The 3567-nt window shown below is 33.9% G+C and carries 2 protein-coding genes; both read right to left on the bottom strand.

Annotation, left to right across the window (positions count from 1 at the left end; translation table 11 throughout):
- Positions 1-2720 (bottom strand): AsmA family protein (locus VMW81_00430; protein ID HUU49412.1); only part of this gene is annotated, 2720 nt, incomplete at its 3' end.
- Positions 2717-3567 (bottom strand): glutathione synthase (gene gshB, locus VMW81_00425; GenBank protein ID HUU49411.1); only part of this gene is annotated, 851 nt, incomplete at its 5' end. The genes VMW81_00430 and gshB, both read right to left, overlap by 4 nt.

The raw sequence follows: 3567 nt of genomic DNA, 5'->3' as shown, positions 1-3567 counted from the left end.
ATAGTGACTGCATCCGCCATCTTTCCAGATATTGATAAATCAGAGTTGAGGGTTCCATTAATCATATCCTTTAGCGAGGTATTGGAGTTTATAAGCTCTTTTACATCAATTTTTCTAAGATTAGATTGTACATAAAATATTGGTTTTTCCTCTTTAAAATCCATCAATGCTGAACCTGAAAAAAGGCCCTTGTAAAGATTAAATGATAAAGGTCTTATAGTTAGGGCCATTTTTCCAAAGAAAAGGTCTGCCTTTAAATTCGAAAAGTTAAAATTCTTATATCCTCCCCTTCCAATTCTAATGTCCCCTTCTGCCTGTATCTTTTTTAAAAAGGAGTCTTTGTTTTCTATTTTTTTAGCAACAGGCAAAATGGATTCTCCATATATCTTGCGATCAGCCTTTTTGGGTTGCCCAGCAGTCAGGAGATCATCAAACCTAAGTCTTGGGGAACGTAATGAGAATTTAATCTTCGGAGAGTCAAAGTCTTTAATCGTTGCATCAAGGTTTACTATTGTATTTCCATATCCCATGGTTAAGCCCTTGATATCCATTCTCTTTCCCTGCATAGAGATCTTCCCGCTCATGTCATGAATTTCTTTGGGGATAAAAGAGAATTTTGCACCGACTTTCTCCATAGAAAGATTTCCTTGAAGATCGATATCTTTCATAAGTGCCATATCACCTTTTATCTTGATATCAGTTTTTATTCTTCCTGAAAGCTTGTGCTCTTTTAAGAGAGGTATGAGCTCTTTGAGTTGGATAAAATCAATTTCATTTGTGGAGAGATTAAGGTCAATCTTCGGTTGTTTTGTATTAATGATAGTTCCACTTCCCTTAATATTCAGATTCTTCAGGTTGAGGTTGAGTTTGTTTACTCTGATATTGTTTTTTGCAAAACTCCCGTTAAAAAGTAAGTTTGCAGGAGTGCCCATCGGTTTTTCAATGAGTCCAGCATACTTGATTCCCGCTTGGTCTAGGTCTATTCTTGTGTCGGTAATGAGATCGTTCATTTTCCCCTTTATAAAGCTATCTATAGTTGCCTTACCTTTCATGGTAAGCATTCTGGTCCCTTTTTTCGGGAGAGGATATAAATCCATAATATTTTCGAGGGGCTCAATATCTCTTGCTCTGATCTTTCCCTCAAAATAGATTTTAGATGGGTCTTTGATCGGTCCTTTGAGGCCCAGATCAATTTCTAATAATCCAGAGAGCTTTCCCCCTTTTCCTACTAGTAAAATGTCTTCCCATCCTTTAAGGTTGAGTTCGCTTGTCTTTATTTTTAGGTCTACGAGAGGGTTATCAAACTTTTTTATAGTTCCAGAGCTCTTGAGATTTAAGTCTTTAAGGTTTAATGAGGCACTTTTAATGGTCAATTGATCATCACCAAAACTAAAGTCATATAAAATCCTTGTATTCATTTTCTCTGGTTTATTTAATATATCTTTAAGGACCAATCGGCTCTTATCTAAATTCAGATCTCCCTTTAATGTAAAATTTGTTCTGGTCCCTTGAACATCTGTTAGGAAGGATAACGGTCCTTTTATGGTCATCCCTTTTGGCATAGCCTTTTTTATAGGAGGATATAATCCCTCTATTTGACTCAAAAGGAACTTTTTGGAGGATAATTTAAGATTAACTCTTGGGTTCTTTTTAAACTCTTTTATATCTCCAGATACATTGAGATGATTATCGAGTAAGCCAATATCAAAATTATCAAGAGTTATCAAATCCTTTTTAAAATCTATGGTGATCTTTCTCTCTACATCTAGATTTATTTTTTTATCTATCTTAAAAAAACCTTTTTTATCTTTAAAGGAGAAATCTCTCAGGCTGATTTTGCCATCACTAGAAAACTTTTCATTCAAATTCCCTGATAAGCGAACATCTGAATTTAAAAAGCCGTTATGAATGATAAGGGGTGAATATTTTTTATAGTAGGGATAGAAATGAGCAATATCCAAGTCTGTTAATTTCATGACGAGATTTAAATCCACTTTTTTAAAATCTAACCTATCACCAAAAGGACCAATCTTTCCTTGCATATCTATCTTTTGTTCTTTTTGCGTTAAGATTTTAGCAGAGAGTTTAAAGTCTAATGGTGTATAAAGGGAAATATTCGTTGCTTTGAGATTTAAGCCTTCAATATTAGTTACTCTCTCCTTTTTTGCATCAAAGTAATCATCGATAAATTTGACATCACCCTTGTTTATCATAATTCGGGAAATATTAAGGTTCTTTAAAAATGGGTTGGGTGATGGCGATTTTTTCTCTTGGGAGACAAACAGAATAGGGTATGAATCTTTTTTATAAATTTGACTAGACGTCTTTTGGGGATTCACTAAGTCATTAAAATTAAATTTTCCCTCTTTGTTAATCTCTATTAAAAGCTTTGGAGAGTTAAGGATTATCTTTTTTACTTCAATCCTTTTTCTAAGGAGAGGAAGAATCTTTAACTTAACTTCTAATCCTTCCAAAATTAAGAAAGGTTCTTTTTTGAATTCTGGATTGTTAGAAATAATAATATTATCTAAATTTACCCCTAACCCCTTTAACAGGGAGAGCTTTATTTTATCTACCTTAACCTCTCTATGGATGGCTTTCTCAATCTGCGATACAACAATTCCTTTGTATTTATTTAAGTCAACTAAAAAAGGGATGGATATGGCAATGATTAAGAGTAGAAATAGGGCTATTATTATACCTATGATTACTTTCTTCATCCTGAAACCACTCCCTCCACAAAATCAATGGTCTCTTCTTCCAATCTACAATTATTAAAAGAATTTATCTCAGGTATTCCTGCAGGGCTCGTGACATTGATCTCTGATACCTTATCCCCAATGACATCAATCCCTACAAAATAGAGACCGTCAGCAATCAACTTCTTGGATAATATTGAGCAAATTTCTCTATCTTTTTCAGTAATATCTGATTTCTCGCATCTCCCTCCTACATGGATATTTCCTCTGTGGTCATCTTGAGGTGGAATTCTTTTAAAAGCTCCAATAGGCTTCCCATTAAGAATGAGTATCCTTTTGTCACCATCTTTTATTTGAGGTAGATATTCCTGGCCAATGACAAATCTTTTGCTATTCAATGTTAATGATTCCAATAGAGCATTTATATTCTTATCCCCCTCTTTAAGATAAAAGATCCCCCTTCCTCCATAACTGTCCAAGGGTTTTATGATCATTTCCCCTCCCAAACTTATAAAAAAGTCCTTGAGCATTCTTGGATTTTTTGAGATACAATTTTTTGGGGCTATTTCTGGAAAGTTAAGAACATATAACTTTTCATTAGCCTTTCGAATCCCTTTTGGATCATTGATAACGAATGTTTTTTTTGTGATATGTTCTAATATATATGTACAGTAGATATAATCCATATTAAAGGGAGGTTCTTTTCTTACGAAGATAACATCTAATCCATCAAGTGGTTTTTTCTCAACGAAATCAAGAAGTTGAAAGCCTTTCTCCTTGTCAATTATAACCTTTCTTAGTTTTGCAAGGGGCTTGTTGTCAAAAATAAACAGGTCCTCTAGGAGTAAATAGTATATTTCATGTCCTC

The organism is Nitrospinota bacterium (genome assembly GCA_035528715.1).
GTDB lineage: Bacteria > JADFOP01 > JADFOP01 > DATKYB01 > DATKYB01 > DATKYB01.
The sequence above is the reverse complement of the archived record's forward strand: the minus strand, read 5'-3'. Positions and strand labels throughout refer to the sequence as shown.